The sequence below is a fragment of the Streptomyces termitum genome (assembly GCF_014650175.1).
Classification (GTDB): Bacteria; Actinomycetota; Actinomycetes; order Streptomycetales; family Streptomycetaceae; genus Streptomyces; species Streptomyces termitum.
In genome coordinates this window covers 525,284-549,843 of the sequence record NZ_BMUL01000001.1, presented here as the reverse complement: position 1 = coordinate 549,843, position 24,560 = coordinate 525,284, and the positions used below count along the sequence as shown (strand labels likewise).

Sequence of the window (24,560 nt, the reverse complement as noted above, 5' to 3'; positions counted from 1 at the left end):
GGGGTCGCAAAGGAACACCACTGTGACCGGAAGCGGGTTCAGCGGCCGGGGCGGAAGCCCTTCACCGCCTGGTCGTAGATCTCCGACACCTTGTCCCGCTCGTTCTCCGGGCCGATCACCTGGACGACGTAGTAGCGGCCCCCGTCGATGAGGGCGAGGTTGCGGACGAAGACCTCGCGGCCGGTGCCGTCGTACCAGACGTAGTGGCCCTCGGCGGTGGGCGTGCGGCCGATGTCCACCCGGCGGGCCTTCTCCTGACGGGCCCACGAGGACTGCCGGTAGGGCTCCAGCTCGCGCTCCCGGGAGTTCTGGTACTCCAGCGGGTCGGAGCCGTTGTCCTGGACGCGGTCCCGGCCCGGGACGACGATCATCGAGAAGTCGCCCGCGCCGTAGCGGACTTGCCCGGAGCCGTTGAGGGGGCTGCGGCGCCAGTCGGCCGGGACGCCGATCCGGAACCCCTCCGGGTCCTGGCGCAGCGCGTACCCGGCGGCGAGGGCGGGTCCCGCGGAGGGGGCCGGGGGCTTCGCCGGGGACGACGGCGGGGTGGTGCCGGGCTCGGCCGGGGGCGGCGCGTCCGTGGCCGGGCCGGCGGACGGGGTCCCGGCGGGCTTCTCCGGCGCGGTCGCGCTCGGGCGGGCGCCGGCGGGCTCCTCCCCGTCGCCGGGCAGTCCGACGACGGCGTACGCGACGCCGCCGCCGAGCAGCAGGAGGACGAGCGGCACCAGGATCCGGCCGCGGGAGCGCGGGGCCGCCGGGCGGCGCGGCGGCTCCGGCTCGCCGTCGTCCTCGGCGTAGTCGTAACGGCGGCCGGACCCGACGGGCTCCTCGTACGCCTCGCGGGCCGCGCGCCGCTCGTACGGCTCGCGCTCCTCGTGCGCCCGCTCGTACGACTCCTCGGGCGCGTACGGCTCTTGCGGCGCGTACGCCTCCGGGGACGCGTACGGCTCGCGGGGCCCCTGCGGCTCCCGGGGCCCGTACGGCTCCCCGGTCTCGTACGGTTCCCGGGTCTCGTACGACTCCCCGGCTTCGTACGGCGGGAATCGCTCGGTCGGTTCGTGGTCCTCGGGCGGGAGGGGGGAGGCGGCCGGTGCGCGGCGGTCCTCCTTGCCTCGCCGGTGGCGGTGCCGGGCGCCGCGCCGGCGGCGCACCAGCTCGCCCCGGCGGCGCAGGATCGGCAGCCGCTTCGCGTCGAACACCGACGGCGGGGCCACCACGTCCGGCTCCGGCTCCGGCGCGGAGCGGACCAGCGAGCGCAGCCAGCCGCGCAGCTCCTCGAAGTCCGGGCGCTCGGTGGGGTCCTGGCGGAGCAGCGACTCCACCACCGGGCGCAGCGGTCCGCACTCCTCGGCGAAGGCCGGGGGTTCGGCGCAGACGAGCTGGACCAGTTCGGCGGCGCTGTCCTCGGGGTAGGGGGCGTGGCCCTGGACGGCCCGGTAGAGCAGGGCGCCGAGCGCCCAGAGGTCGGTGGCGGGGCCGATGGGCGGGGCGAGCCGCCAGTTCTCGTGGACGGGACCGGCCTGTTCGGGGGCCCAGCGCTCGGTGACGGCGCCGACGACCGCGATCCGGGTCTGCCGGGCCCGCTCGGCGGCGAGCCGGGTCGTGGGCCCCCGGTACCGCTCGCCCGCCGGCCCGTACCGCTCGGGGGCGGCCGGCGCGGGGACGGGCGCCGGGGCGGCCGTGTAACCGGCGGGCAGCGCGGGCAGGGCCGGGCCGCCGCCCGCGGAGACGGGCGGCGAGCCGTCCCGGGAGGCGTGCGGGCCGTCGCTCCAGGAGCCCTTGAGCAGCACCCGGGGCGGGCGCGGGCCCTCCTCCTCGTCGTCCCCCTCGTCCTCGTCGTCGGCCGCCCGCGCCCACCACTGCGGCGCGGGTCCTGGCCGCGTGGCGGCCGGAGGCGGGGACGGAAGCGCGGGGGGCTCGGGCGCGGGCTCCGGCTGGGCCTCCTGCTCCGGCCGGGCCTCCTGCTCCGGCTGGGCCGGGGCCGGGAGTCCGGCGGGCTCGCCCCGCCGGGCCGCGGCCGCGCGGGTGGCCGCGCGGTAGGCGGCGATGGCCCCGGCCCTGGCCGCGCGCGCGTCCGCGCTGGGCGGCACGGCGGGGGCCTCCGGCGGGGCGGCGGGGCGCGGCACGGGCGCCGCCCGGCCGTAGGGATCGACCCCGTACGGGACGGGCTCCGGCCCGGTGACGGCCCCGGGCGCCGGCTCGGGCCCGGACTCCGGCTCGAACCCGGAGTCGTACGCGGGGCCGGAGTCGTACGCGGGGCCGGACCCCGGGTCGTGGGCGGGTCCGGACGCGGGGCCGGGCAGGGGGGCGGGCCCGGGGCCGGCGGGGGGCGGGACCTCGCGCGGTCCGGCCCCGTACGGCTCGGAGCCGTACTCCTCCGGGGAAACGTACGCCCCGGCCCCGTGGGCGCCGTCCTCGTACGCGCCGGGCTCGTACGCCTCCGGCTCGTACACCTCGGCGTCGTCCGGGTCCCGGGGCGGGCCGGGCTCCTCCTCGACGGCGGCGGCGTCGGCAGCGGCGGCGTCGGCGTCGGCGTCGGCGTCGTCAGGGGCGTACTCCGCCTCGTAGACCTCCTCGTAGCCGGGGTCGTACGTCCCGGCGCCGGGGGCGTAGGGGTCCTCCCCGGGGTGGAGGGCGGGGTCGTCCGGGTCGGGGACGGGGTCGTAGCCGCAGAGGGCCTCCTCGGCGGCGCCGGCGGCGAGACCGGTGAGGAGGACGCGGCCGTCGTCGCAGACGAGGACCGTGCGGGCGGTGATGTTGCGGTGGACCCAGCCGTGGGCGTGCAGCGCGCGCAGGGCGGTGAGGACGTCCGCGGCTATCTCGGCGGCGCGGAAGGGGTTGAGCGGGCCCTCGGCGAGGAGCGCGGAGAGCGGGCGGGCGGGGACGTGCTCGCTGACTATCCAGAGCGAGCCGGCCTCCGCGAAGACGTCGAAGACCTGGTCGAGTAACGGGTGGTCGGGGACCTGGGCGGCGGCCTGGGCCGCCTCGACGGCCCGGCGGACCACCGGCTCGGCCGGCCGGCGGGTGGCCCCGGAACCGCCCCCGTAGGGACCGGCGGGGGCGGGCCCGCCGTCGAGGACCTCGGCGTCGACGAACTCGGGCAGCGGGACCTGGCGGACCCTCACCTCCTGCCCGCTGTACGTGTCGAAGGCCCGGGTCTCGGCCGCCTCGGCCTCGGCGGCGGGGCCGTCGGGCGGCAGCGGCAGACGGTAGCGGTCCGCGAGCACCCTTCCCGCGTACGCGTCCACGGCGCCTCCCCCTGCGCGTCGGTCCTGCCCCGCACCTCACGATACGGGGCCTCGGTCAGTCCTTGGGGCTGAACGTGGCGAACGCCGTCTCCCGCAGCGTCCGGCACTCCGGCCCGTCCCACTCGTCGGCCTTGCAGCTGACCATGATCGAGTAGCCGTGCCCGGCGTCCACCTTGAAGCCCCGGTTGAGGACGTGGACCCGCTGGCCCTTCTGGTTCCGCTCGAACTCCCAGTCGGCGACGGTCGGGTAGCCCTTGTAGGAGACGGAGCGGATGTCGATGTGCTTGTAGCCGCTGCTGGTCAGCTTGACGCCGCCGAGGGCGGCGAGCCAGGCGGCCTTGGCGTCGTCCTTCGGGCTGCCGTTGAAGTCGACCTGGACGCGCGGGAAGCCGCCGCTCTCGCTCCATATGGCGCCGCCGCTGTACCCGTCTATGGGGCGCATGCGGAAGGAGGCCGGCAGGGCCATCGAGAAGTGGAAGCGGTCGTTGGTGACCAGGGTGTAGCCGGCCGGGAGGGCGGCCGTGCCGCCGCTCGGGCCGCCGGTCGGCGTGGCGCCGGTGGACCCGGTCGTGCCGTCGGGGCCGGTGGAGCCGGTCGCGCCGGACCCGCCGGGCGTGGGGTTCTCGCCGGGCCGGGTGCCGCCCTGCTGGCCGGGGTCGCTCGACGCGCCGCCGCTCGCCCCGGTGCCGGAGCCGCCGGTGGCGCCGGCCGAGACGCTGGTGCCGTCGCCCTTGCCCTGGTCGCCCTTGTCCTTCTCGTCGCCGCCGCCCAGGGAGACGGCGAGGATGGTGCCGAGCACGGCGAGGACCGCGACCGCCGCGATGATCACCAGGGTGCGCCGGGGCACCACGTCGGTGAGCGGGGCACGGGCGGGCGCGGGCCGGGCGCCGGCCGGCGGCGGCACCGGGCGGGCCGGCCGCTCCTTGCCGTCCCGCTCGCCGCCCCGGTCCTTCCCGTCGGCCTTCGCCGCGTTCCGTACGGAGGCGAGGGCGCCCCGCATCCGCTCGGCGGCGGCCTCGGGGGCCTTCTCCGGGGTGGCGGCCGGGGTCGCGGGGGCGCGCTCGGGCAGCGACGGCAGGGGGATGACCCTGGTCTCCTCGGGCGAGGGCTGCGGCGCGGGCGCGGGGGCGTCGAGCACCGCGCGCAGCAGCACCCGGGCGCCGGCGTCGTCGAGGCGCTGCGCCGGGTCCTTGGCGAGCAGGCCGTAGATGACCTTCTCCAGCTCGGGGCCCGCGTTCTTCGGCGGGTCGACCGGCTCGGTCATCACGGCGGTGAGGGTCGCGATGGCGGAGCCCTTGTCGTACGGCGGGCTGCCCTCGACCGCCGCGTAGAGCAGGCCGCCCAGGGACCACATGTCGGCGGCGGGGCCGGGCTTGTGGCCGCGGGCGCGCTCGGGCGAGATGTAGGAGGGGGCGCCGACGAGCATGCCGGTGGAGGTGATCGACGGGTCGCCCTCGACCTGGGCGATGCCGAAGTCGGTGAGGACGACGCGGCCGTCGTCGGAGATGAGCACGTTGGACGGCTTCACGTCGCGGTGCAGGATGCCCTCGCGGTGCGCGGAGCGCAGCACGTCGAGGATGGCGAGGCCGACCTCGGCGGCGCGGTGCGGGGTGAGGACGCCGTCCTCGCGCACGGCGTCGGCGAGGGACTTGCCCTCGATCAGCTCCATGACGATCCACGGGCGGTCGTCCTCGTCGACGACGTCGTAGACGGTCACGGCGCCGTTGTTGCGGATCTTGGCGATGGCCTTGGCCTCGCGCAGGGTCCGGGTGATGAGGCGGCGCTTCTCGTCGTCGTCGATGCTGCTGGGGAAGCGGAGTTCCTTGACGGCGACGGTGCGGCCGAGGGTCTCGTCGACGGCGCGCCAGACGGTGCCCATGCCGCCGCGGCCCAGGAGGGCGCCGAGGCGGTAGCGGCCGGCGAGGAGCCGGCCCTCGGTCTCGGCGGTGCCGCTCTTGCGGAGGCGGTCGGCGGGCGCGGCGGGCCGGGCGCTCTCGCCGTCCCCGTCGCCCGCGCCGAACCCGGCCCGGCCGGTGGACGGCTCGGTCCCGGGCACGCGCGCCCCGGACGCCTTCTCCGGCCCGGCGGACTTCCCCTGTGCGGCGGACTTCTCCGACGCGGCGGGTGACTTCTCCGGTCCGGCGGGTGACGTGGACGGCGCGGCGGGCGTCCTGGACGGCGCGGCGGCGGGCCGCGCGTCCCCGGCCGCCGCGGCGCGCGGGTCCGTGCCCGTCTCCGCACCGGCGCCCGCGCCCGTACCGGCGCCCGTGCTCTCGTCCGTACCGGCGCCCGTGCCCGCGGGCGGGGTCGCGTCCGGCTTCGCGGGGGCCGGCTCCGCCGTCCGCTCCGCGGCCTTCCCGGCCTCGCGCGCGGCCGGAACCGTCCCCCGCCCGCCGTCGGTCGCGGCCCCCGCGGCGGCGTCCCGCCGGGGGTCCTTCGCCGTGTCCCGCGACTGCTCCGACTCCGACATGCGTCCCCTCTGCGATCCCTGGTCTCCGCCGCGGCCCCGCGCCTCACGCGCTGCGGCAACCCGCCCTGGAAGAGACGCCATTGTCCCTCACCTCGCGGCGGGCGGCGCCCCCGGGTCCGCACTCCGGTATGACGACGCGCCACCACCGCCCCCGGGTTCCCTCCCGTCCCGGACGTGCCGTCAGGCGGCGGACCCGTCAGATCGGGACGATGTCGGGCGCACCGAGCCGGGCGGCGTCCGCCGTGAGGTCGTCGGGCTGCCGCTGCGACTCGCGCTCCGCCTCCACCCGCTTCTCGTAGTGCTCGACCTCCTTCTCGACCTGGCGCTCGTCCCAGCCGAGGACGGGCGCCATCAGCTCGGCGCACTCGCGGGCGCTGCGGGTGCCCCGGTCGAAGGTCTCGATGGAGATCCGGGTGCGGCGGGTGAGGACGTCGTCGAGGTGGCGGGCGCCCTCGTGGGAGGCGGCGTAGACGACCTCGGCGCGCAGGTAGTCGTCGGCGGCGGCGAGGGGTTCGCCGAGGGAGGGGTCCTCGGCGACGAGGGCGAGGACCTCCTCGACCGCCGAGCCGTACCGGTCGAGGAGGTGCTCGACGCGGGCGACGTGCAGGCCGGCGCGGGCGGCGATCCCGGCCCGCGCGTTCCACAGCGCGCGGTAGCCCTCGGCGCCGAGGAGCGGGGTGTCCTCGGTGACGCAGGGGGCGACACCTCCCCAAGCACTTCGCGCAGGGGACACCCCGGGCCCGAGGCCGTGGACGGCCTCGTCGACGGCGTCCTTCGCCATCACCCGGTACGTCGTGTACTTGCCGCCCGCGACGACGACCAGGCCGGGCACGGGGTGGGCGACGGTGTGCTCGCGGGAGAGCTTGCTGGTGGCGTCGGACTCCCCGGCGAGGAGCGGGCGCAGGCCGGCGTAGACGCCCTGGACGTCGTCCCGGGAGAGGGGGGTGGCGAGGACCGTGTTGACGTGTTCGAGGAGGTAGTCGATGTCGGCGCTGGAGGCGGCCGGATGGGCCTTGTCGAGGTCCCAGTCGGTGTCGGTGGTGCCGACGATCCAGTGCCGTCCCCAGGGGATGACGAAGAGGACGGACTTCTCGGTGCGCAGGATGAGGCCGGTGGTGGAGTGGATCCGGTCCTTGGGGACGACGAGGTGGATGCCCTTGGAGGCGCGGACGTGGAACTGGCCGCGCTCGCCGATGAGGGCCTGGGTGTCGTCGGTCCAGACGCCGGTGGCGTTGACGACCTGCTTGGCGCGGATCACGTACTCGCCGCCGGTCTCGACGTCCTGGACGCGGGCGCCGACGACCCGCTCGCCCTCGCGGAGGAAGCCGGTGACGCGGGCCCGGCTGGCGGCGCGGGCGCCGTAGGAGGCGGCGGTGCGGACGAGGGTGAGGACGAAGCGGGCGTCGTCCATCCGGGCGTCGTAGTACTGGAGGGCGCCGACCAGGGCGTCCTTGCGGAGGCAGGGGGCGACGCGGAGGGCGCCCCGGCGGCTGAGGTGGCGGTGGGCGGGCAGGCCCCGGCCGTGGCCGGAGGAGACGGACATGGCGTCGTACAGGGCGACGCCGGAGCCCGCGTAGAACCGCTCCCAGCCCTTGTGCCGGAGGGGGTAGAGGAAGGGGACCGGCTTCACCAGGTGGGGGGCGAGCCGCTCCAGGAGCAGGCCGCGCTCCTTGAGGGCCTCGCGGACCAGGGCGAAGTCGAGCATCTCCAGGTAGCGCAGGCCGCCGTGGATGAGCTTGCTGGAGCGGCTGGAGGTGCCGGAGGCCCAGTCGCGGGCCTCGACGATGCCGGTGGAGAGTCCTCGGGTGACGGCGTCGAGGGCGGTGCCGGCGCCGACCACCCCGCCGCCCACCACGAGCACGTCCAGCTCGCGCCCGGCCATGGCCGCGAGCGCCTCGGCGCGCTCGGCGGGTCCCAGTGTCGCTGTCCTCACGGCTGCCGCCTCCCGTCGTCCCGTGCGCGCGCCCGCACCTCGTGTCGCGGGTGTGCGCACGTCCTCGTGTCCGTCCAGCGGGGGACCGGACCGCGGGGCGGTCCGGCTCTCCGTCCCGATTCTGGACCGGCCCGGCGGCTTCGGCCACCGCCCCCGCCCGGACCTGTGGATAACACTCGGCGACCTTCGACCACCCAATGCCACAGAACGGTCATATTTACTCCTAGTCTGACATTGCCCCCTGTTGCGTACGCAGCGGATCACGGCTACCGGGAAGGACGGCCCACCCCCCCATGCCCGCAGACCTCGCCGTCATCGGCCTCGGCCACCACGGCCTCCCCCTCGCCCAGGCCGCCACCGCCGCGGGCATCGCCACCGTCGGCTTCGACACCGATCCGCGCCCGGTCGCCGAACTCGCCGCCGGCCGCTCCCCGGTCGACGGCTCCCTCAGCGCCCCCGAGGTCCGCCGGATGCTCGCCGGCGGCTTCCGGGCCACCACCAGCCCGGTCGAGCTGGGCCGGGTCCGCACCGCCGTCCTCTGCTCCCCCACCCCCCTCGGCCCCGACGGCGCCCTCGACCTCACCGCCGTCACCGGCGCCGCCCGCGCGCTGGCCGCCCGGCTGCGCCCGCACACCACCGTCCTCCTGGAGTCCCCCGTCCCGCCCGGCACCACCGAGGGCCCGCTCCGCGAGCTCCTGGAGGCCGGCTCCGGGCTGCGCGCCGGCCGCGACTTCCACCTGGCCTACTCCCCCGGCCGCCTGGACCCCGGCAACCGCCTGCACGGCCCCGCCGCCACCCCGAAGGTCATCGGCGGCCTCACGCCCGCCTGCACCGAGTCCGCCGCCGCCTTCTACGGCCGCTTCACCGACAAGGTGGTCCGCGCGCGCGGGCCCCGGGAGGCCGAGACGGTCAAGCTCCTGGAGACCAACTTCCGGCACGTCAACATCGCCCTCGTCAACGAGATGGCGATGCTCTGCCACGAGCTCGGCGTGGACCTCTGGGACGTCATCCGCTGCGCCGAGACCAAGCCCTTCGGCTTCCAGGCGTTCCGCCCCGGCCCCGGCGTCGGCGGCCACGCCGTCCCCGTCGAGCGCCTCGGCGCCCACCGCCCGCTCCGCCTGGTCGAACTCGCCGGCGAGGTCAACCAGCGGATGCCCCGGTACGTCGTCCGGCGCGCCGCCGCCCTCCTCAACGAGCACGGCAAGTCCGCCCGGGGCGCCCGGATCCTCCTCCTCGGCATCACCTACAAGCCGGACCTCGCCGACCGCGAGGGCTCCCCCGCCGACGAGATCGCCCACCGCCTGATGGACCTCGGCGCGGCCGTCAGCTTCCACGACCCGTACGTCCCCGACTGGCGGGTGCGCGAGCAGCCCGTCCCGCGCGCGGACTCCCTCTACGAGGCCGCCGCCCACGCCGACCTGACCGTCCTCCTCCAGCACCACCGCGTCTACGACCTCCAGGGCCTGGCGGTGAAGGCCCAGCTCCTCCTCGACACCCGAGGCGCCACCCCGGCGGGCAGCGCCCACCGCCTCTAGACGCCCGTACGCGCGCGTGGACCCCGGCTCCCGGCCGGAGCCGCCCCGACCGCCGACGCCGGACACCCGTACGCGCGTGGGGCCCCGCACCGGTCGGTGCGGGGCCCCACGCGCGTACGTACGGGACGGTGTCAGCGGCTGTGCTGGGCGTCCGCGACGGTGACCTCGACGCGCTGGAACTCCTTGAGCTCGCTGTAGCCGGTGGTGGCCATGGCGCGGCGCAGGGCGCCGAAGAAGTTCATCGAGCCGTCCGGGGTGTGCGACGGGCCGGTGAGGATCTCCTCGGTGGTGCCGACGATGCCCAGGTCGACCAGCTTGCCGCGCGGCACGTCCTCGTGGACGGCCTCCATGCCCCAGTGGTGGCCCTTGCCCGGCGCGTCGGTGCCGCGCGCCAGCGGGGAGCCGATCATGACCGCGTCGGCGCCGCAGGCGATGGCCTTCGGGAGGTCGCCGGACCAGCCCACGCCGCCGTCGGCGATGACGTGCACGTACCGGCCGCCGGACTCGTCCATGTAGTCGCGGCGGGCCGCGGCCACGTCGGCGACGGCGGTCGCCATCGGGACCTGGATGCCCAGCACGTTGCGGGTGGTGTGCGCGGCGCCGCCGCCGAAGCCGACCAGGACGCCCGCGGCGCCGGTCCGCATCAGGTGCAGGGCGGCGGTGTACGTGGCGCAGCCGCCGACGATGACCGGGACGTCCAGCTCGTAGATGAACTGCTTGAGGTTGAGCGGCTCGGAGGCGCCGGAGACGTGCTCGGCGGAGACCGTGGTGCCGCGGATCACGAAGATGTCCACGCCCGCGTCGACGACGGCCTTGGAGAACTGGGCGGTGCGCTGCGGGGAGAGCGCGGCGGCGGTGACGACGCCGGAGTCGCGGACCTCCTTGATGCGCTGCCCGATCAGCTCCTCCTTGATCGGGGCGGCGTAGATCTCCTGCAGACGGCGGGTGGCGGCGGCCTCGTCCAGCTCCGCGATCTCGTCGAGCAGCGGCTGCGGGTCCTCGTAGCGGGTCCACAGTCCTTCGAGGTTGAGCACCCCGAGGCCGCCCATCTCGCCGATGCGGATGGCGGTCTGCGGGGAGACGACCGAGTCCATGGGAGCGGCCAGGAAGGGCAGCTCGAAGCGGTAGGCGTCGATCTGCCAGGCGATCGAGACCTCCTTCGGGTCCCGGGTGCGCCGGCTCGGTACGACGGCGATGTCGTCGAACGCGTACGCCCTGCGGCCGCGCTTGCCGCGCCCGATCTCGATCTCAGTCACGATGTGTGGCCTTTCCCTCTACGTCTGCGCCTACCAGTATCCCCGACACGCGCGCGAGGGGCGGCTCCGGCCGCATGCCGGAACCGCCCCTCACCCGCGTGCGGACTACTTCCTGCTGTAGTTCGGCGCCTCGACCGTCATCTGGATGTCGTGCGGGTGGCTCTCCTTGAGGCCCGCCGAGGTGATCCGGACGAAGCGGCCGTTCTCCTGGAGCTCCGGAACGGTCCGGCCGCCGACGTAGAACATCGACTGGCGCAGGCCGCCGACCAGCTGGTGGACCACGGAGGCGAGCGGGCCGCGGTACGGCACCTGGCCCTCGATGCCCTCGGGGATCAGCGCGTCGTCGGAGGCGACGGCCTCCTGGAAGTAGCGGTCCTTGGAGAAGGACTTGCGGTCGCCGCGGGTCTGCATGGCGCCCAGCGAGCCCATGCCGCGGTACGACTTGAACTGCTTGCCGTTGATGAAGAGCAGTTCGCCCGGGGACTCCTCGCAGCCCGCGAGCAGCGAGCCGAGCATCACCGTGTCGGCGCCCGCGACGAGCGCCTTGGCGATGTCGCCGGAGTACTGCAGGCCGCCGTCGCCGATGACCGGGACGCCGGCCGCCTTGGCGGCGAGGGCGGCCTCGTAGATGGCGGTGACCTGCGGGACGCCGACGCCGGCGACCACGCGGGTGGTGCAGATGGAGCCGGGGCCGACGCCGACCTTGATGCCGTCGGCACCGGCGTCGACGAGCGCCTGGGCGCCGTCGCGGGTGGCGACGTTGCCGCCGATGACGTCCACCGAGGAGTTCGACTTGATCTTGGCGATCATGTCGCCGACCAGCCGGGAGTGGCCGTGCGCGGTGTCGACGACGATGAAGTCGACACCGGCCTCGATGAGGGCCTGGGCTCGCTCGAAGGAGTCGCCGGCGACGCCGACGGCCGCGCCGACGAGCAGGCGGCCTTCCTTGTCCTTGGCGGCGTTCGGGTACTTCTCGGCCTTGACGAAGTCCTTGACCGTGATGAGGCCCTTGAGGACGCCCGCCTCGTCGACCAGCGGAAGCTTCTCGATCTTGTGGCGGCGCAGCAGGCCCATGGCATCCACGCCGGAGATGCCGACGTGACCGGTGACGAGCGGCATGGGGGTCATGACCTCGCGCACCTGGCGGCTGCGGTCCGACTCGAAGGCCATGTCGCGGTTGGTGACGATGCCGAGGAGCTTGCCCGCCGGGTCGGTCACCGGGACGCCGCTGATGCGGAACTTGGCGCAGATCGCGTCGGCCTCGGCGAGCGTGGCGTCCGGGTGGACGGTGATCGGGTCGGTCACCATGCCGGACTCGGAGCGCTTCACCAGGTCGGCCTGGTTCGCCTGATCGGCGATGGAGAGGTTGCGGTGCAGAACACCGACACCGCCCTGTCGGGCCATGGCGATCGCCATGCGCGACTCGGTGACCTTGTCCATCGCGGCGGAGAGCAGCGGGATGTTCACCCGCACGTTCTTCGAGATGTACGAGGCGGTGTCGATCTGGTCGGGCGCCATGTCGGACGCGCCGGGCAGCAGCAGCACGTCGTCGTAGGTCAGCCCGAGTGTCGCGAATTTTCCGGGCACTCCGTCGACGTTGGCAGTCATGACACCTTCCCAAATGGCCTTGATCGGTGCGGGATGTCCATGCTAACGGGCCGGAGCGGTGTCTCATTCCACGATCAAGATCAGCGGGAAGCTTTGGACCTTCGTACGTGTACGAAAGGGACGGCGGGGCCCGGCGGGGCTCACTGCTCGGCCAGGGCCCGCAGTCGGCTGAGGGCCCGGTGCTGGGCGACCCGGACGGCGCCCGGGGACATCCCGAGCATCTGACCGGTCTCCTCGGCGGTGAGGCCGACGGCGACCCGGAGGACGAGCAGCTCGCGCTGGTTCTCCGGGAGGTTGGCGAGGAGCTTCTTGGCCCATTCGGCGTCGTCGCTGAGGAGGGCGCGCTCCTCGGGCCCGAGGGAGTCGTCGGGCCGCTCGGGCATCTCGTCGGAGGGCACGGCGGTGGAGCCGGGGTGGCGCATGGCGGCCCGCTGGAGGTCGGCGACCTTGTGTCCGGCGATGGCGAAGACGAACGCCTCGAAGGGGCGGCCGGTGTCCTTGTAGCGCGGGAGGGCCATCAGGACGGCGACGCAGACCTCCTGGGCGAGGTCCTCGACGAAGTGGCGGGCGTCACCGGGCAGCCGGCTGAGCCGGGTGCGGCAGTAGCGCAGCGCGAGGGGGTGGACGCGCGCCAGCAGGTCGTGGGTGGCCTGCGCGTCCCCTTCGACGGCACGGTGGACGAGCGCACCGATCTCCCCCTGCCCGGCGGGCATGGGTGAACCCATGTTCTCGTCGTCGCGCATCGCTCCATGGTGCCCTGACGCGCGCTTGTCGGTGCCACCGCGTCCGTAGTTGTGCACCGAAGCGTTATGAGCAGGTGCGCCGGGATTCATCTCTGGCGCCCTCCCCTTCCGCTCGATCGACTCGTCCCCGAGGAACTCCACCCCTCAAGGATGCGTCATCGGGCGGGGAAGTGACACAGGCCCGCCCCGTCCGCCCCTCGGCGGACGGGGATGCGGACGGGGAGACGGCCGGTGGCCTGCGATTCAGCGGACCAGGCCCCAGCGGAAACCGAGCGCGACGGCGTGCGCCCGGTCCGAGGCTCCGAGCTTCTTGAAGAGGCGCCGGGCGTGGGTCTTGACCGTGTCCTCGGAGAGGAAGAGCTCGCGCCCGATCTCCGCGTTGGACCGGCCGTGGCTCATGCCTTCGAGGACCTGGATCTCGCGGGCGGTCAGGGTGGGCGCGGCGCCCATCTCGGCCGAGCGGAGCCGGCGGGGGGCGAGCCGCCAGGTCGGGTCGGCGAGCGCCTGGGTGACGGTCGCCCGCAGTTCGGCGCGCGAGGCGTCCTTGTGCAGGTAGCCGCGGGCACCGGCGGCGACCGCGAGCGCGACCCCGTCGAGGTCCTCGGCGACCGTCAGCATGATGATCCGGGCGCCGGGATCGGCGGAGAGCAGCCTGCGGACGGTTTCCACACCACCGAGACCGGGCATGCGCACATCCATCAGGATGAGGTCCGAGCGGTCCGCGCCCCAGCGGCGGAGGACTTCCTCGCCGTTGGCCGCGGTGGTCACGCGCTCTACGCCGGGCACGGTCGCGACCGCGCGGCGCAGCGCCTCTCGGGCGAGTGGGGAGTCGTCGCAGACGAGGACGGACGTCATGACTGACCTCCGCGGCTCTCGCAGCTGTTGCGCGTCACCTTGAGCCTCCAGGGCTGGTACGTATCGTCACCTGTGCGGTTGACGCTCCCGGACACCTGCCCGATCGCTTCTTCATTCAACCGCCTCCGCACTCTCAACGACGGTCACTCGAAAGAGTTACGGGTCGGACGCGGACTTCGGCACTCCACGTGAGGGTCCGGGCACGGAGGAGAGCGACGAGGGTCATACGTCCGCTCTCAGAACCTATGCCCCATTTAGATGGCTTCCTTCCCTTTTCGCGGTGTCTGTGGCTAGATTCGCAATGAGTCATATTTACATCTACTTCGACAGTAGCTGTGGATATCCCCACCTCCCGGGGGCAGGAGCCCCGGACAGACAGCCACCTTCCGCCCACCCACCAACCCGTTTCGACACGGTTTCAAGGGGACTAGCGCAATGGCAGATTTCTCCCGCCTTCCCGGACCCAACGCCGATCTGTGGGACTGGCAGCTGCTCGCGGCCTGCCGCGGGGTCGACAGCTCCCTGTTCTTCCACCCCGAGGGAGAGCGCGGCGCGGCACGGAGTGCGCGTGAGAACTCGGCGAAAGAGGTCTGCATGCGGTGCCCCGTCCGCGCGGAGTGCGCGGCACACGCACTCGCCGTACGGGAGCCGTACGGCGTCTGGGGCGGCCTCACCGAGGACGAACGCGAAGAACTCATGGGACGCGCGCGCAACCGCCTGATCACCGCGGCCCCGGCGACAGCCGGACGGCCGGTTGCGGGGCGCGCCTGAAGGAACGTTTCCCCTGCGTCCCTCGCGGCCGCACGCGCGCGTGGCGCGCACCGCGCCCTACGCGCGCGTGGCGGCCCGGGACAGCTCGTCGAGGGTGGCCGCGACCGTCGGGACCTGCGCCAGGTCCGGCAGGGTGAGGGCCACGATCTCCCGCTCCACGGCGGGCTCCACCGTCACCGTCCGCGCCCCCTTGGGCCGTACGGACTCGATGGCCAGCTCCGGCAGGACGGCCACGCCCAGGCCCGCGCCGACCAGGCCCACCACCGCCGGGTAGTCGTCGGTGGCGAAGTCGATGCGCGGGACGAAGCCCGCCTCCTCGCAGACGTCGACGAGTTGGCGGCGGCAGCGCGGACAGCCCGCGATCCAGGACTCCCCGGCCAGTTCGGCGATCTCGACCGAGCCCGCGTCGGCGAGCCGGTGCCCCTCCGGGACCAGGCCGACCAGCCGGTCGGCGAGGAGCGGGCGGACGACCAGGTCGTCCCATTCGGCGGCGGTGTGGCCCGCCCCGTACCGGAAGGCGAGGGCCACGTCGCAGTCGCCGTCGCGGAGCATCTCCACCGAGCGCGGCGGTTCGGCCTCGACCAGGGAGACGCGGGTGCCGGGGTGGGCGGCGCGCAGGGCGGCGAGGGCGGTGGGGACGAGGGTGGAGCTGCCGCTGGGGAAGGAGACCAGGCGGACCCGGCCGGCCCGGAGCCCGGCGATGGCGGCGACCTCCTCCTCGGCGGCGGTGAGCCCGGCGAGGATGCCCGCGGCGTGCCGGACGAGGACCTCGCCGGCCTGGGTGAGGCGCGTCTCGCGGCCGGTGCGGACCAGCAGCGGGGTGCCGGCGGAGGCCTCCAGGGCCTTCATCTGCTGGCTCACGGCGGGCTGGGTGCAGCCGAGTTCGCGCGCGGCGGCGGAGAAGGAGCCGGTGGCGGCGACGGCGCGCAGGACGCGGAGGTGGCGTGCCTCGATCATGAGGCGAGCATAAGCGACTCTTGGAGCCGACCGCGAATCTTCGAACAATTCTTTGAGGTGAAGGGGTGGTGGGCGTCCTACGCTGCCCCCATGACCTTGCTGAGTGTGAACGTGGGCCGGGCGAAGCGCGTCGACTACACCGACGCGGCCTCGGGGATGACGGGCATCGACAAGCGGCCCGTCGACGGACCGGTCCGGATCGAGACCCCCGGGCCGAACGGGGTGGGGGCCAGCGGCGTCGCCGGGGACACCGTGTGCGACCTGCGTTTCCACGGCGGCGCCGACCGGGCGGTGTACGCCTTCGCCCGGGAGGACCTGGACCGCTGGGAGCGCGAGCTGGGCGGGCCGCTGCCGAACGGCGCGTTCGGCGAGAACCTGACGACGAGCGGTCTGGACGTGAACGGGGCGCTGATCGGCGAGCGCTGGCGGATCGGCGGCACGGTGGTGCTCGAAGTGACCGGCGGCCGGATCCCGTGCCGCACCTTCCAGGGCCATCTGGCCGAGCGGGGCGTCGACGCCCAGGGCTGGGTGCGGCGGTTCACGCGGGCGCAGGCCGGTCCGGGCGCGCTGCTGCGGGTGATCGAACCGGGCGAGGTGCGGGCGGGCGATCCGGTGGAGGTGCTGAGCCGGCCCGACCACGACGTCACGGTGGCCCTCCTGCACCGGGCCGCGACCACCGAGCGGGAGCTGCTGCCGCGGACGCTGGTGGCCGCCGCGTGGATGGAGTCCGGGCTGCTGGCGCTGGCCCGGCGGCACGCCGAGAAGCACACCGGGGAGGACGCCGGTGAACGCGGCGGGGAGGGTCGGGAGACGTCCTCGGGGGACTGACCTGGCGGCGGCGGGCGGGCACTACGGTTCCGGTATGACCACTGCACTGATCACGGGAGCCACCGCCGGCATCGGGGCCGCCTTCGCCCGCCGGCTGGCCGCCGACGGCCACGACGTCGTCCTCGTGGCCCGGGACCTGAAGCGCCTGCGGGAGCAGGCCACCGAGCTGCACGACCGGCACGGGGTGGAGGCCGAGGTGCTCGCCGCGGACCTCTCCGGGGAGGAGGGGATCGCGGCCGTCGAGGCGCGGCTCTCCGACCCGCGCCGGCCGGTGGACCTGCTGGTGAACAACGCGGGCTTCGGCAACCGGGGGCGGTTCCTGGAGGTCTCGATGGCCGACGAGCTGAAGATGCTGACGGTGCACTGCGAGGCGGTGCTCCGGCTGACCTCGGCGGCGTCGGCCGCGATGCGGGAGCGCGGCCGGGGCGGGGTGGTCAACGTGGCCTCGGTGGCGGCCTTCCTGCCGCGCGGCACGTACGGCGCCTCCAAGGCGTGGGTCGTGCAGTTCACCCAGGGCGCGGCCCGGGACCTGGCGGGGAGCGGGGTGCGGCTGATGGCCCTGTGCCCCGGTTTCGTACGGACCGAGTTCCACGAGCGGGCCGGGATGGGCACGGACAACATCCCGGGGTGGATGTGGCTGGACGCGGACAAGCTGGTGGCGGCGGCGCTGGCGGACCTGGCGCGGGGCCGCACCCTGTCGATCCCCGATCCCCGCTACAAGGCGCTGATGGGCGTGGTGAAGCTGGCGCCGCGCGGCCTGCTGGGCGGGGTCTCCTCGAAGGCGGGCCGCAAGTACGGCCCCGAGTAGGCCCCGGGGCCCCGGGCGGTGGTGGTCACGGCGGGGTCGGGCCGGGGTGCGGCAGGGCGAGGTGCGCGCGGGTGCCGTCCCACCAGGTGACGTGCAGTTCGGGCCCCTCGGTGATCCGCACCCGGGCGAGGCCGGCGGCGGGGGCCGGGTCGGGTTCGCCGGTGAGGGAGGCGAGGGCGACGAAGAGGGCGGCGGGCCCGGTGGTCGCGCCGTGGACGGCGGGGGTGCGGGTGGGGCCCGGCCCCTGGAGGGTGGCGCCGGTCGGCAGGCCGGCGGCCCCGGAGCCGTAGCCGTGGACGGGGTGGAGCTGGGAGGCGGGGCCGCCGGGTCCGGTGGTCCAGCCGGTCTGCCGTACGGGGGTTCCCTCCGGGGCGCCGAGGACGAGGTGGGCGCGGAGTTCGGCGCGGCCGTGGACGAGGACGGCGGAGACGACGCGGACCCCGGGCAGCGGGGTGTGCGCGGAGAGGGCCCGGTCGGGGCCGGTGGCGAGGGGTTCGGCGGGGCCCCGGTGGGTGGCGGTGCCGTCGGGCCGGAGCAGCGCGAAGTGGTTGTCGGCGGGGTCGGGGGCGGCGGTGGGGCCGGTCCGGGTGGCGTAGGCGAAGCGGGCGTAGCCGGGGTCGTCGCCGCCGGGGCCGCCGCTCTCCACGTGGTTGCTGCCGTGGTTGTGGAGGCGGACGAGTCCGTCGGCGGCGGTGGTCTGGACGAGGAGGCCGGTGGGGCCGAGGGGGCGGGTGGTGTCGGCGCGCTCGGCGGGGAGGGGTTCCTCGGGGTCGGTCCAGGCGGGGTGGCCGGGCGGGAGGAGCAGGCCGAGGAAGCCCTTGGCGGCCCAGTAGGGGGAGCCGGGGCCCGAGTAGGGCTGGACGAGCGGCGGGTGGGGGCCGTACCAGCCGAGGGTGAGCAGGCCGCGGTCGTCGGTGGCGCCCCGGTCGAGGAAGTGGCGCAGGGTGCCGGAGGCGAGGCGGCGGGTGGCGCCGGGGCTGAGCGGGGTGTGGCCGGTGAGGGCGCCGAGCCAGGGGGCGGCGGCCGCGGCGAAGCGGTAGATCAGGGAGCGTCCGTACGGGACGGGGGCGCCGTTCGCGTCGAAGAGGTGGACGTGGTCGGCGAGGTGGGCGCGGAGCCGGGGGCCGTAGCGGTCGAGGAGGGCGCGGTCGCCGGCCAGGTGGGCGTGGAGGACCGGGTAGAAGTGCAGGGCCCAGGCGTTGTAGTGGTCGAAGGCGCGGTTGGCGCCGTCGCTGTACCAGCCGTCGCCGAGCCACCAGTCCTCGATCCGGGCGAGGGAGCGGTCGACGGTGGCGGCGGCGCGGTCGGTGCCGGGTCCCGCGTCCTGGAGGAAGCCGGCGACGGTGAGGCCGAAGAGCCACCAGTTGTTGTCGACGGGGGACGGGTCGAGGGCGGGCCGGAGCCAGGCGGTGACCCGTTCGCGGACGGGGGCGTCGAGGCGGTCCCAGAGCCAGGGGCGGGTGAGGCGCAGGGCGAGGGCGACGGAGGCGGACTCGACGACGGCCTGGCGGGTGGTGGGGAGCGCGGGCCAGGAGTCGGGGCCGTCCCCGCCGGGGCGGGCGGTGCCTGCGGCGAGCCCCCGGGCGTAGCGGTCGAGGTGGCCGTGGGGGTCGTGGCCGCCGGCCCCGGCGACGCGGAGGGCGGCGAGCAGGAAGGTGCGGGCGAAGCCTTCGAGGCCGTCGGAGCGGGGGCCGGACCAGCTGGGGCGGGGACCGGGGAGGCCGATCAGGGCGCCGCCGGGGGAGGCGTACGGGCGGACGGCGAGGAGCAGCCGGTCGGCGGCGTGCTCCCAGTGGTCCCGGGTCCAGCCGGTGTGCGCACTGCGCTGACGGTTCTCGGGCGGCATGTGCATGATGCTTCCTGGATTCCCGGGAGGACGTCGGTGGGGCCCGGCGGCCCGCCGGGCGTCGGTGTCGTCCAGATCCTCGGCAGGCTCCGATCGAACGTCAAGAGTTCGGGATCGAATGATCGAAACTCCCGCCGTTCGATCATCTTCCTCTAAGGTCGGGACCCACCATCACCACCACCACACCGCGAGGGGGAACCGCACATGCGCGAGAGTGCCGCCGCACGACACGCCCGCCTGCTCGACCTGGTGCGCGAGCACGGCACGGTCCGCGTCGCCGAGCTGGCCGGGCTCCTGGGGGTCTCCCCGGTCACCGCCCGTCGCGACGCGGAGGCGCTGGCCGCGCGGGGGCTGCTCGACCGGGTGCACGGCCGGGTCTCCTGGCCCCGCCCCGCCCCGCGCCCCGGCGCCGGGAGCGGCGAGGGCCTGGTCCTCGGCCTGCTCGCGCCCTCCGCCACGTACTACTTCGCCGAGGTCATCCGGGGCGCGCACGAGGCGGCGGCGCGGGCCGGCGCCCGGCTGGTGCTGCGGATCTCCGACTACCGGCCGGAGGAGGACCGGGCCCGCACCGAGGGGCTGCTCGCGGCCGGCGCCGAGGGGGTGCTCGTCGCCCCCGGCTGGCGCGGGCCCGAGGACCGGCTCGCGTACGGGGACTGGCTGGCGGAGCTGCCGGTGCCGGCGGTCCTGCTGGAGCGGCGCGCCGCGCCCGGCAGCCCGCTCGACGGCCTCGACCGGGTCTCCTCCGACCACGGCCACGGCGTGCTGCTCGCCCTGCGCCACCTGCTCGGACTCGGCCACGCGACACCGCTCCTGGTGGCCCGCCGGGACTCGCCGACGGCGCTCGCGGTGCGCGCCGGGTACGCGGAGGCACTGGCCGCGCTGGGGCTCGCGGAGCCCCGGCCGGTGATCGACTCGGTGCCCGCCGAGGCGGACCCGGAGGGCTTCGAGCGGGCGGTGCGGGCGCTGCACGAGGCGGTCCGCTCCGGCCTGGCGAGCGCGGCGCTGGTCCACAACGACGTGGACGCCATCGAGATCGTGCAGCGGCTGGCCCCGCTCGGCGTGCGGGTCCCGCAGGACCTCGCCCTGGTGGCGTACGACGACGAGGTGGCGGCCCTGGCCGACATCCCGCTGACGGCGGTCGCCCCGCCGAAGCGGCAGGTGGGGCGGCACGCGGCGGAGCTGCTGCTGGAGCGGCTGACGGGCGGCGCGGACGAGGAGGAGGCGCGGCGCCACCTGAGCCTGCTGCCCGCCCTGCGCGTCCGCGCCTCCTGCGGGGCGTCGGGGGGCTGAGCGCCCGGGAACGCGGGCGTCCGGGAACTGGGCGCCCGGGAGCGTGGGCGCCCGGGAGCTGGGCGCCCGGGAGCGTGGGCGCCCGGGAGCTGAGCGCTCGGGAGCGTGGGCGTCCGGGGGCTGAGCGCCCCGGGTGGGGTACGGGCCCGGCGCCGGGACCCGTACCCCACCCTCCTCTCCTGATCGAATCGCGCTCGTTTCGATCATTCAATCTTTCGCTCTTGACTTCGCTCATGAACGGTCCCAGGATCACGGCCAACCCCTCCACGCCGCCGATCAGGAGCCGCGCCGTGAGCCTCAGCAGAACCACCCGCGTCATAGCCTGCCTCGCCACCGTCACCGCCCTCACCTCCCTCACGGCCTGCGGCGGGGGCGGTGACGACGCCGCCGGGAAGCCGGACGGGCCCGTCACCCTCACCTTCTGGGGCTGGGCCAAGGGCACCAAGGACGTCGTCGACGCCTTCAACGCCTCCCACACCGGCATCAAGGTGAAGTTCGAGGAGATCCCCTCCGGCACCGCCGGCGGCTACGCCAAGATCTCCAACGCCGTGAAGGCGGGCAACGCCCCCGACCTCGTCTCCATCGAGTACCCCTCGCTCCCCGAGTTCGTCTCCTCCGGCGCCCTCCAGGACATCGGCGACGCCTTCACCGAGGCCGACCGCGCCAAGTTCCTCCCCCAGGCCATCGACCTCACCACCCTCGGCGGCAAGAACTGGGCCGTCCCCTTCGACGCCGCCCCGCAGGCGTTCTTCTACCGCAAGGACCTCTTCGAGAAGTACAAGGTCACCGTCCCCACCACCTGGGACGAGTTCCGCACCGCCGCCGAGCAGGTCAGGAAGGCCGACGCCAAGGCCCGGATCGCCACCTTCTTCCCCGACGACCCGACCACCTTCGAGGCCATGGCCTGGCAGGCCGGCGCCCAGTGGTTCAAGGCCGGCGAGGACAGCTGGAAGATCGACACCGCCGACGCCGCCACCACCAGGGTCACCGCCTACTGGCAGGGCCTCCTCGACGACGGCCTCGTCCACAAGAACGCCTCCTTCAGCCCCGAGTGGACCGGCTCCCTCAAGAACGGCACCACCCTCGGCTACCTCGGCGCCTCCTGGGGCGCCGGCGTCCTCAAGGGCACCCTCCCCGAGCAGTCCGGCAAGTGGGCCGTCGCCCCCGTGCCCAGCTGGGACGGCAAGCCCGCCAGCGGCATGCTCGGCGGCTCCACCTTCGCCGTCACCAAGGACAGCCGGAACAAGGCCGCCGCCGTCGAGTTCGCCAAGTGGATGACCACCACCGAGGAGGGCGTCAAGGCCCGCATCGCCTCCGGCACCTCCAGCGCCTTCCCCGCCGCCACCGCGCTCCGCCCCACCGCCAAGAAGGCGTTCGACGCGAGCTTCTACGGCGGCCAGGACATCTACGCCCTCTTCGAGACCGCCGGCGCCTCCATCGGGAAGAACTGGTCCTGGGGCCCCACCACCGGCACCACCAACACCACCATCAAGGACCGCTTCGGCGCCGTCACCGCCGGCGGCCCCACCCTCGCCGACGCGGTGAAGGCCGGCCACGACGCCACCGTCGCCGAACTCACCAGGCGCGGCCTGAAGGTCGAGGGCTGATCCCGTGAAGGCCCGCACCCGAGCCGCGGCACTCCTGCTGACCCCGTTCTTCCTGCTCTTCACCGCGGTGCTGGTGGTGCCGATCGGATACGCGGTCTGGCTCAGCCTCTTCACCGAGAAGCAGTCGGGACTGGGCTTCGGCGGCGCCGAGACCGTCTTCGCCGGCCTCGGGAACTACACCGCGGCCCTGGGTGACCGGGCCTTCCGGGAGGGCTTCGGCGTCCTGCTCGGCTACTGCCTGCTCTACCTGCCGCTGCTGCTCGGCGGGGCCCTCGGCCTCGCCCTGCTCCTCGACACCGCCCTCGCCCGCGCCCGCCGCTTCTTCCAGCTCGCCCTCTTCCTGCCGCACGCCGTGCCCGGCATCATCGCCGCCCTGATCTGGGTCTACCTCTACACGCCCCAGCTCAGCCCGGTCGTCCAGGCCATGGAGGCGGGCGGGATCGGCTTCGACTTCTTCTCCCCCGGCGGCGCCCTGCCGTCCGTCGTCAACATCGCCCTGTGGGAGTGGCTCGGCTACAACCTGATCATCTTCTACGCCGCCCTCCAGGCCATCGACCGCTCCGTCCTGGAGGCCGCCACCGTCGACGGCGCCGGCGCCTGGCGCACCGCCTTCTCCGTCAAGATCCCGCTGCTGCGCGGCTCCCTGACGATGGTCGGCCTCTTCACCGTCATCGGCTCCCTCCAGCTCTTCACCGAGCCGCTGATCCTCAGCCGGGGCACCGGCTCCGCCGTCACCTCCACCTGGACGCCGAACATGTACGCGTACTCCGCCGCCTTCGACCGCAACGACTACGGCCTCGCCGCGGCGGCCTCGATCCTGCTCGCCCTGACGGCCGCCCTGCTCTCCTTCGCCGTCACCCGGCTCGCCGCCGGGAAGAAGGACCGGAAGGAGCGGACCGCATGAGCACCCCCCGCTCCCGCTGGCTGTCGAAGACCGCCGTCAACGGCGTCCTCGCCCTCGCCACCTGCTACATGCTCTTCCCACTGGTCTGGCTGGTCACCGCCGCCACCAAGGACGCCGGCGGCCTGCTCGCCGGGAACGCCTTCTCCTTCGAGGGCTTCGACCTCGGCGGCAACCTCACCCGGCTCGCCGAGTACAACGACGGCGTCTACTTCCGCTGGTACCTCAACAGCCTGCTCTACGCGGGCGTCGGCGCCGCCGCCTGCGCCCTCATCAGCGTCGCCGCCGGATACGCCTTCCACGTCTACCGCTTCCCCGGCAAGGAGAAGCTGTTCGGCCTGGTGCTGCTCGGCGTCCTCGTCCCCACCACCGCGCTCGCCCTGCCGATGTACCTGCTCGCCAGCGAGATCGGCCTGGTCAACACCTACGCCGCCGTCCTGCTCCCGGTCCTCGTCAACCCCTTCGGCGTCTACCTCTCCCGGGTGCTGTGCGCCGCCTACGTCCCCGACGAGGCCCTCGAAGCCGCCCGCATCGACGGCGCCGGCGAACTCCGCGTCTTCTGGTCCATCGGCCTGCGCACCGTCATGCCCGGCTTCGTGACCGTCTTCCTCTTCCAGTTCACCGCCGTCTGGAACAACTTCTTCCTCCCCCTGGTGATGCTCTCCGACCAGAAGCTCTTCCCGCTGAGCCTCGGCCTGTACGCGTGGAACAGCAACGCCCACGCCGAACCCGGCTTCTACCCCCTCGTCGTCACCGGCTCCCTGCTCGCCGTCGTCCCCCTCGTCCTCGCCTTCGTCTCGCTCCAGCGCCACTGGAAGGCCGGCCTGACCGCCGGCAGCGTCAAGTGAGGAGCACAGGTCCCACCATGCACCCCGCCACCGACAGCCGCCCCGCCCTCCTGCTCGCGATGGGCCCCGGCATCGCCGACCGGCTCCTCACCGACGCCCACCGGGCCCGGCTCGCCGTCCTCACCCGCACCGACCCGCGCTTCGTCGTCCACGACCTGGCCGACCCGTCGCCGCGCGCCGCCGCCGCCCTCGCCGAGGCCGAACTCCTCCTCACCTGCTGGGGCGCCACCCCGCTCACCCCCGAGGTGCTGGCCCGCGCCCCCCGCCTCAAGGCCGTGGTGCACGCCGCCGGTTCGGTCAAGCACCACATCACCGACGCCTGCTGGAAGCGCGGCCTCAAGGTCACCTCGGCCGCCGCCGCCAACGCGCTGCCGGTCGCCGAGTACACCCTCGCCGCCATCCTCTTCGCCGGGAAGCGGGTGCTGCGCTCCGCGCAGCGGTACGCCGAACTCCGCACCCCGCACGGCTGGCTGGAGGAGGCCGCCGGGTGGGGCAACCACCGGCGCACCATCGGCGTCGTCGGCGCCTCCCGCATCGGCCGCCGGGTCGTCGACCTGCTGCGCCCCTTCGACTTCGAGATCCTGCTGTACGACCCGTACGCGGAGGACCCGGGGCCCGGCGTGGAGCTCGTCGGCCTGGACGAACTGTGCGCCCGCAGCTCGATCGTCTCCGTGCACGCGCCCCAGCTGCCGTCCACGTACCGCATGATCGGCGCCCGGCAGCTCGCCGCCATGCCCGACGGCGCGACCCTCATCAACACCTCGCGCGGCTCGCTCATCGACGAACCCGCGCTCCTGGAACACCTGGTGACGGGTCGGCTGCACGCCGTCCTCGACGTCACCGACCCCGATCTGCCCGCCCCCGACTCGCCCCTCTACACGCTCCCCAACGTGCTCCTCACCCCGCACGTCGCCGGCTCCCTCGGCAACGAGCTGCACCGCATGGCCGACCAGGCCGTGGAGGAGATCGCCCGGTACGCGCGCGGCGACGCCTTCGCGGAGGAGGTCAGGGCCGCCGACCTGTCCCGCTCGGCCTGAACGGGCCCGGAAACGGGCGAGG

General features: G+C 74.7%; 18 protein-coding genes. 9 read left to right on the top strand and 9 right to left on the bottom strand.

The genetic code is table 11. From position 1 onward, the window contains the following. Nucleotides 1-38: 38 nt before the first annotated feature. The 3 genes from IE219_RS02725 to IE219_RS02715 all read right to left on the bottom strand — a co-directional run bounded on the left by IE219_RS02725 (nt 39) and on the right by IE219_RS02715 (nt 7,648). The gene (locus IE219_RS02725) at nt 39-3,245 is read right to left on the bottom strand and encodes a serine/threonine kinase C-terminal domain-containing protein (protein ID WP_189974818.1); all 3,207 of its coding nucleotides are present in this window, start codon (nt 3,243-3,245) and stop codon (nt 39-41) included. Nucleotides 3,246-3,300: 55 nt separating this feature from the next. Beyond that, nucleotides 3,301-5,715 (bottom strand): serine/threonine-protein kinase, encoded by a 2,415-nt coding sequence (locus tag IE219_RS02720; RefSeq protein WP_189974817.1) that lies wholly within the window; start codon nt 5,713-5,715, stop codon nt 3,301-3,303. A 196-nt stretch (nt 5,716-5,911) separates the two neighbouring features. Continuing rightward, a complete protein-coding gene (locus IE219_RS02715; RefSeq protein WP_189974816.1) occupies nt 5,912-7,648 on the bottom strand; it encodes a glycerol-3-phosphate dehydrogenase/oxidase in 1,737 nt (578 codons plus the stop codon). A 293-nt stretch (nt 7,649-7,941) separates the two neighbouring features. Here IE219_RS02715 and IE219_RS02710 point away from each other — a divergent pair, with 293 nt between their 5' ends. After that, complete coding sequence (locus IE219_RS02710; RefSeq protein ID WP_189974815.1) at nt 7,942-9,183, top strand: nucleotide sugar dehydrogenase; 1,242 nt, start codon at nt 7,942-7,944, stop codon at nt 9,181-9,183. A gap of 131 nt (nt 9,184-9,314) precedes the next feature. Here IE219_RS02710 and IE219_RS02705 read toward each other — a convergent pair whose 3' ends face one another. From IE219_RS02705 to IE219_RS02690, 4 genes are all read right to left on the bottom strand, one after another. Then, nucleotides 9,315-10,439: a GuaB3 family IMP dehydrogenase-related protein gene (locus IE219_RS02705; RefSeq protein WP_189974814.1), complete on the bottom strand. Its 1,125-nt coding sequence runs from the start codon at nt 10,437-10,439 to the stop codon at nt 9,315-9,317. A 105-nt stretch (nt 10,440-10,544) separates the two neighbouring features. Beyond that, on the bottom strand, nt 10,545-12,047 hold the full coding sequence (gene guaB, locus IE219_RS02700) for an IMP dehydrogenase (RefSeq protein WP_189974813.1): 1,503 nt from the start codon (nt 12,045-12,047) through the stop codon (nt 10,545-10,547). 140 nt (nt 12,048-12,187) lie between these two features. After that, nucleotides 12,188-12,790: a sigma-70 family RNA polymerase sigma factor gene (locus IE219_RS02695; protein WP_189974812.1), complete on the bottom strand. Its 603-nt coding sequence runs from the start codon at nt 12,788-12,790 to the stop codon at nt 12,188-12,190. A 243-nt stretch (nt 12,791-13,033) separates the two neighbouring features. Beyond that, nucleotides 13,034-13,645, bottom strand: coding sequence for a response regulator transcription factor (locus IE219_RS02690; protein WP_003948568.1), 612 nt, complete (start codon nt 13,643-13,645; stop codon nt 13,034-13,036). A 435-nt stretch (nt 13,646-14,080) separates the two neighbouring features. Between IE219_RS02690 and IE219_RS02685 the strand changes: the two genes are divergently transcribed. Then, entirely contained in the window at nt 14,081-14,416 is a 336-nt protein-coding gene (locus IE219_RS02685) for a WhiB family transcriptional regulator (protein ID WP_189974811.1), read from the top strand. A 57-nt stretch (nt 14,417-14,473) separates the two neighbouring features. Here the strand turns inward: IE219_RS02685 and IE219_RS02680 are convergent, their stop codons facing one another. Further along, on the bottom strand, nt 14,474-15,373 hold the full coding sequence (locus IE219_RS02680; RefSeq protein ID WP_189974810.1) for a LysR family transcriptional regulator: 900 nt from the start codon (nt 15,371-15,373) through the stop codon (nt 14,474-14,476). Between the two features lie 90 nt (nt 15,374-15,463). Between IE219_RS02680 and IE219_RS02675 the strand changes: the two genes are divergently transcribed. Together IE219_RS02675 and IE219_RS02670 are read left to right on the top strand one after the other, a co-directional pair. After that, nucleotides 15,464-16,201, top strand: coding sequence for an MOSC domain-containing protein (locus IE219_RS02675; protein WP_189974809.1), 738 nt, complete (start codon nt 15,464-15,466; stop codon nt 16,199-16,201). A 34-nt stretch (nt 16,202-16,235) separates the two neighbouring features. After that, entirely contained in the window at nt 16,236-17,009 is a 774-nt protein-coding gene (locus IE219_RS02670; RefSeq protein WP_189974808.1) for an SDR family NAD(P)-dependent oxidoreductase, read from the top strand. A gap of 25 nt (nt 17,010-17,034) precedes the next feature. On the opposite strand, the gene IE219_RS02665 is transcribed toward IE219_RS02670, so the two are convergent. Continuing rightward, the gene (locus IE219_RS02665) at nt 17,035-18,861 is read right to left on the bottom strand and encodes a DUF2264 domain-containing protein (RefSeq protein ID WP_189974807.1); all 1,827 of its coding nucleotides are present in this window, start codon (nt 18,859-18,861) and stop codon (nt 17,035-17,037) included. A gap of 198 nt (nt 18,862-19,059) precedes the next feature. Here IE219_RS02665 and IE219_RS02660 point away from each other — a divergent pair, with 198 nt between their 5' ends. The 5 genes from IE219_RS02660 to IE219_RS02640 all read left to right on the top strand — a co-directional run bounded on the left by IE219_RS02660 (nt 19,060) and on the right by IE219_RS02640 (nt 24,538). Continuing rightward, nucleotides 19,060-20,145, top strand: a complete 1,086-nt coding sequence (locus IE219_RS02660) for a substrate-binding domain-containing protein (RefSeq protein ID WP_189974806.1) — start codon at nt 19,060-19,062, stop codon at nt 20,143-20,145. A gap of 290 nt (nt 20,146-20,435) precedes the next feature. Further along, nucleotides 20,436-21,752, top strand: a complete 1,317-nt coding sequence (locus IE219_RS02655) for an ABC transporter substrate-binding protein (protein ID WP_229849543.1) — start codon at nt 20,436-20,438, stop codon at nt 21,750-21,752. A 4-nt stretch (nt 21,753-21,756) separates the two neighbouring features. After that, the gene (locus IE219_RS02650; RefSeq protein ID WP_189974804.1) at nt 21,757-22,656 is read left to right on the top strand and encodes a carbohydrate ABC transporter permease; all 900 of its coding nucleotides are present in this window, start codon (nt 21,757-21,759) and stop codon (nt 22,654-22,656) included. After that, complete coding sequence (locus tag IE219_RS02645) at nt 22,653-23,501, top strand: carbohydrate ABC transporter permease (protein ID WP_189974803.1); 849 nt, start codon at nt 22,653-22,655, stop codon at nt 23,499-23,501. The genes IE219_RS02650 and IE219_RS02645 overlap by 4 nt, the downstream gene beginning before the upstream one ends. A gap of 17 nt (nt 23,502-23,518) precedes the next feature. Further along, nucleotides 23,519-24,538, top strand: a complete 1,020-nt coding sequence (locus tag IE219_RS02640) for a hydroxyacid dehydrogenase (protein WP_189974802.1) — start codon at nt 23,519-23,521, stop codon at nt 24,536-24,538. Nucleotides 24,539-24,560: the final 22 nt, after the last annotated feature.

What these genes read in the sequence shown, in the direction of transcription:
- IE219_RS02685 (WP_189974811.1), top strand. Translation starts at nt 14,081, where the DNA reads ATGGCAGATTTCTCCCGCCTTCCCGGACCCAACGCCGATCTGTGGGAC.
- IE219_RS02670 (WP_189974808.1), top strand. Translation starts at nt 16,236, where the DNA reads ATGACCACTGCACTGATCACGGGAGCCACCGCCGGCATCGGGGCCGCC.
- IE219_RS02695 (WP_189974812.1), bottom strand. Translation starts at nt 12,790, where the DNA reads ATGCGCGACGACGAGAACATGGGTTCACCCATGCCCGCCGGGCAGGGG.
- guaB (WP_189974813.1), bottom strand. Translation starts at nt 12,047, where the DNA reads ATGACTGCCAACGTCGACGGAGTGCCCGGAAAATTCGCGACACTCGGG.
- IE219_RS02665 (WP_189974807.1), bottom strand. Translation starts at nt 18,861, where the DNA reads ATGCACATGCCGCCCGAGAACCGTCAGCGCAGTGCGCACACCGGCTGG.
- IE219_RS02720 (WP_189974817.1), bottom strand. Translation starts at nt 5,715, where the DNA reads ATGTCGGAGTCGGAGCAGTCGCGGGACACGGCGAAGGACCCCCGGCGG.
- IE219_RS02640 (WP_189974802.1), top strand. Translation starts at nt 23,519, where the DNA reads ATGCACCCCGCCACCGACAGCCGCCCCGCCCTCCTGCTCGCGATGGGC.
- IE219_RS02645 (WP_189974803.1), top strand. Translation starts at nt 22,653, where the DNA reads ATGAGCACCCCCCGCTCCCGCTGGCTGTCGAAGACCGCCGTCAACGGC.
- IE219_RS02675 (WP_189974809.1), top strand. Translation starts at nt 15,464, where the DNA reads ATGACCTTGCTGAGTGTGAACGTGGGCCGGGCGAAGCGCGTCGACTAC.
- IE219_RS02680 (WP_189974810.1), bottom strand. Translation starts at nt 15,373, where the DNA reads ATGATCGAGGCACGCCACCTCCGCGTCCTGCGCGCCGTCGCCGCCACC.
- IE219_RS02690 (WP_003948568.1), bottom strand. Translation starts at nt 13,645, where the DNA reads ATGACGTCCGTCCTCGTCTGCGACGACTCCCCACTCGCCCGAGAGGCG.
- IE219_RS02660 (WP_189974806.1), top strand. Translation starts at nt 19,060, where the DNA reads ATGCGCGAGAGTGCCGCCGCACGACACGCCCGCCTGCTCGACCTGGTG.
- IE219_RS02710 (WP_189974815.1), top strand. Translation starts at nt 7,942, where the DNA reads ATGCCCGCAGACCTCGCCGTCATCGGCCTCGGCCACCACGGCCTCCCC.